Here is a 4,341-nt window from a genome sequence, read left to right on the forward strand (position 1 = left end):
GCCGCAGGTCGCGGGCGTCGGTCAGCCAGGCGACGGCGAGGAACAGGACACCGACCACGACCCCGGACAGCATGCCCTGCGCGAGGGCCTGCGGTGTCGTCGGGGTGCCGTCACCGAGCCCGGCGAGTCCCGCCGCGACGGCCGCCCCGCCCGCTCCGGCGACCACGGCGGCGAGCAGTCCGGCGGCGCCGGCCCGGCCGATCCCGGCGAGCGCCTCGCCGCCGGCGGCACGCCGGACCGCGACGATCAGCAGCGCGCCGAGCAGCACCATGCCGGCCGACGTCGCCAGCGTCACCGCGAGGACCCGGTCGGCCAGCGGCAGCGCCTGGGCGAACAGGAGGGCGAACGCGGGCACGCTGAGCCATCCGAGCGCGGTGGCGACGGTGGCCGCGCGGGTCTCGCCGCGGGCGTACAGGGCGCGGGTGAGGACCGCGAACAGGCCGTAGCCGAGCAGGCCGGGCGCGAACCCGGCGATCCCGGCCGCGGCGGTACGCGCGTCCAGCGGGTCGGCGAAGAAGAAGTGCCCGACCGGGATCGCGGTGCCGACGAGCGCGGCGGCGCCGAGCAGGCTGAACAGCACCACGCCGCGTACCGCCGGGGCGAGCGTGTCCCGGTAGGCGCGCTCGTCGCCGGTGGCCCGGGCCGCGACGAGCGTCGGGTACGCGGCCACCGCCAGCGGCACGGCCAGCACCGCCCAGGGCAGGAAGTAGACGGTCTGGGCGAGGTTGTAGACGCCGACGTCGGCGGTCCGGCCGTAGGTGACCTGGTTGAGCGCTACCACCAGGGCGATCTGCTGGGCGGCGACGGTGACCACCCCGGCGACGGCCAGGCCGCCGACCCGGGCCCGGGCGTCGGCCGGGAACCGGTAGCCCGGCCGGATCCGGAGCTTCAGCCGGCGCAGCGGGATCAGCAGCGACAGCGAGAGCACCACCACGCCGAGTGTGGTGCCGGCGGACAGCAGCAGCTCGCCGCCGCGCCCGGCCTCGCCGATCGTGGCCAGCCGCCCCTCGGTCGCGGTGAAGGCGAGGTAGACGCCGATCACGCTGATGCTCGACAGCAGCGGCGCGATCACCGGCCAGGCGAACCGGCGGTGCGCCTGGAGCACCCCGGTGAGCACGATGCCCACGCCGTAGAGCGGCAGCTGCGGCGCGAAGACGCGCAGCATCCGGGCCCCGGACGCCTGCTGCGCCTCGCTGAGACCGTCTCCGATCAGGCCCGGCAGCGGGTCGGCGAAGATCGCCACCAGGACCGCCAGCGGCACCAGCAGCGTCAGCGTCCAGGTCAGCAGCGCGCCGGTGGTGGCGGCCACCGCACGCCGGTCACCGGCCTCGACCGCGCCGGCCAGCAACGGTACGACGAGACTGGCCAGCGCCCCGCCCGCGACGATCTCGAAGATGAAGTTCGGGACGTAGTTGGCCACCAGGTAGGCGCCGCCGAGGTCGCTGGTGGACAGCGTCCAGGTGAACACGGCGGTGCGGCCGAAGCCGGCGAGCCGGCTGACCACGGTGAGCACGCCGATGAGGGCGGCCGCCCCGGCGACGCGGCCGGCGGCGGCGAGAGGTGCCGGTTTCGTCACGTCAGTCGGGCAGCCGGCCCAGTTCGTCGAGGTGCCGCAGCCCTGGCGTGGACGCGATGACCTGGGTGAAGCTGACCTTCTCGCTGGCGGCGGTGAGCGCGGCGAGCACGGCCAGCACGCCGGCGCGGCCCAGCGGCCCGGTACGCGCGGCCAGGCTCACGCCGAGCACCGCACCGAGCGCGTTCGCGCCGCTGTCCCCGACCATCACCCGTTCGCCCAGGTCGTCGCCGACCAGCGCGGCCGACGCGCCGACCGCGCCGGCCGCGATGCCGCCGTGCGGGCCGGTGGTCAGCGGCGCGCCGAGCAGCATGCCGGACTTCAGCGCCCGGCCGGGCCGCAGGTCGAGCAGGTTGACCAGGTTGGCGGTGCCGGCCACCACGCCGGCGCCGAGCAGCACGTCGAGCCCGCGGCCGACCGCCCCGGCGCGCCGGCGGCGCGGGTGCGCGGCGACCCGCCGGTCGGCGGCGAGCAGCGCCGCGGCGGCGAGCCCGGCCACACCGACCCCGGCGACCTTCACCATGCCGGCGGTGACCTGGCCCTCGCGCAGCGCGGCGAGGTGCCCGGCGAAGCCCTTGGCGGCCTTCTGCTCAGGGCGTGCGCCGACCACGTCGTCGTAGAGGCCGACAGCGCCCGCGCCCAGCCCGGCGACGAGCGCGGCGGCGCCGGCCGGTGCGCTGCCGGCGCCCAGCGCGCCGCCGGTCGCCGCGCCCACGGCGAGGGCCGGACCGGCGGCCAGGGTCACCGTGCGGCCCCGGTAGTTGGTGCGCTCCAGCGCCGGCCCGCCCGGCGACGTGCGCGTCTGGCGCAGCGTGTAGCGGGCGGCCAGCACCCCCGCGCCCACGGCGAGCAGCCGACCCAGTCTCACGGGACCTCCTCGATCCGGACTTCGAACGCGACGCGGCACGGACCGGGCGGCCCGAGCGGTCACCGGGGCAGTGTAGGCACCCGGGAGGCGGCGTTGTCGCCCACGCCGTACTGGCCGGTCTTCTTCTCGGTGAGCTGCTGCGCCAGGGCGAGGCTGGTGGCCAGCTGGCCCTGCACGGTGTTGGCGTTGTCGACGGTGGAGATGGTCTGCGACAGCACCGGGTCGCCGCGGACCACGGAGACCAGGTTCCCGCCGGTCGAGCCCATGCCGGCGACCACCAGCGCGCCGGCCCGGTCGAACTCCACGGCGATCTTCACCACCGACTCGTCCTTCTTGGCCGAGTCCTTGTCCACGTACGGCTGGCCGGTGACCATCACGACCGCCTCGGCGGCGGTGGAGATCTTGTCCGCCGGGGTGAGGTAGCCGGCGGTGGCGTACTGCTCCAGCACCGTGCGCCGGTCGGTCTCGCTGGCCGCCGGGGTGCCCGCGGGACGGTCGACCAGGACGTTCGCCAGCAGCGCGCTCGAGGTCTCCACGCCGTGCCCGTTGCCGGGCAGGTTGATGGCGGGGGACGTGTTCGGCCGGGCGGTGACCGCCAGTTCCAGCAGGTTGTTGTTGCTGTCCGGGTTGACGAACTTGTCCTGCACGTCGATGCGGCCGGTGACGTCCGCGCCGGCGGTCTGCAGCATCTTCACCACGCCCTCGGCCTGGTCGCGGCCGCTGGGCAGGGTGAGCACCAGCACCCGGCGGCCGGTCAGCTTGCCGGGCAGGACGAGCTGGGCCACCTCGGCGGCGAAGTCCTCCTCGGTCTCCAGCTGCTTCTGCATGCTGTTGACCGACTGGCGCATCAGCGAGTTGTCCTTGCGCAGGCCGTTGACGTTCTCCCGGAGCGAGTCGGCGACCGGCCCGTTGAGGGCGGCCGTGCCGACCACCAGGCCGATCGCCAGCGCCAGGAACACCGCGGTCAGGGACACCACGTGGTAGCGAAAGTTGATCACGCTTGCAGCCTCTTGATCGTCGGGGGAGCTAGAAGAGCTGGCCGAGCTGGAACACGAAATTGTCCCACCATTCGGAGACCACGCCCAAATACGCCTTCCCGACGGTGGAGACCGCCACCGCGGAGGCCATCGCGGCCACCGCCGACAGGACCAGCAACAGCAGCGACGAACCGGAGATGCTCTGCCGGTAGAGCCGGCTGACGCCCTTGGCGTCGACCAGCTTGCCGCCCACCTTCAGCCGGGTCAGGAACGTCGACGCCATGCCGCCGCGCCCCTTGTCCAGGAACTCGACCAGGGTGGCGTGGGTGCCGACGGCCACCAGCAGCGACGCGCCCTTCTCGTCGGCCAGCAGCATGGCGAGATCCTCGCTGGTGGCCGCCGCCGGGAACGTGATCGCCGGTACGCCGAGCCCGTTGACCCGGGCCAGGCCGGGCGCCCGCCCGTCCGGGTAGGCGTGCACGATCACCTCGGCGCCGCAGCGCAGCACGTCGTCGGTGACCGAGTCCATGTCGCCGATGATCATGTCCGGGGTGTAGCCCGCCTCGACCAGCGCGTCGGCCCCGCCGTCGACGCCGATCAGCACCGGCTTGAACTCCCGGATGTACGGGCGCAGCACGTCCAGGTCGGCCTTGTAGTCGTAGCCGCGCACCACGATCAGGCAGTGCCGGCCCTGGATCTGGGTCTGGATCTCCGGTACGCCGACGCCGTCGAGCAGCAGGTCGCGTTCCTGCCGCAGGTAGTCCATCGTGTTGGCGGCGAACGCCTCCAACTGCACCGACAGGCCCTCCCGGGCGTCGGCCATCGACTTGGCTACGGTTTCGGCGTCCTGCAGCGTGCCGTGCGCGACCGGCTCCTCGCCGACGAACACGGTGTTGCCCTCGATGCGGACCCGGTCACCCTCG

General features: G+C 74.3%; 4 protein-coding genes. All 4 read right to left on the minus strand.

All coding sequences use genetic code 11. From position 1 onward, the window contains the following. A partial coding sequence (gene murJ, locus KBX39_RS24565; RefSeq protein WP_210872725.1) for a murein biosynthesis integral membrane protein MurJ occupies positions 1–1,576 on the minus strand: 1,576 nt, incomplete at its 3' end. 1 nt (position 1,577) lies between these two features. Continuing rightward, positions 1,578–2,441 carry a hypothetical protein gene (locus KBX39_RS24570; protein ID WP_210872726.1) on the minus strand — a complete coding sequence of 288 codons (864 nt, stop codon included), beginning with the start codon at positions 2,439–2,441 and terminating at the stop codon, positions 1,578–1,580. 59 nt (positions 2,442–2,500) lie between these two features. Next, entirely contained in the window at positions 2,501–3,439 is a 939-nt protein-coding gene (locus KBX39_RS24575; RefSeq protein WP_069089175.1) for a copper transporter, read from the minus strand. 28 nt (positions 3,440–3,467) lie between these two features. Beyond that, the coding region (steA, locus tag KBX39_RS24580) for a putative cytokinetic ring protein SteA (protein WP_210872728.1) at positions 3,468–4,341 on the minus strand (874 nt) is incomplete at its 5' end.

The sequence above is a fragment of the Micromonospora sp. D75 genome (assembly GCF_018070405.1).
Classification (GTDB): domain Bacteria; phylum Actinomycetota; class Actinomycetes; order Mycobacteriales; family Micromonosporaceae; genus Micromonospora; species Micromonospora chalcea.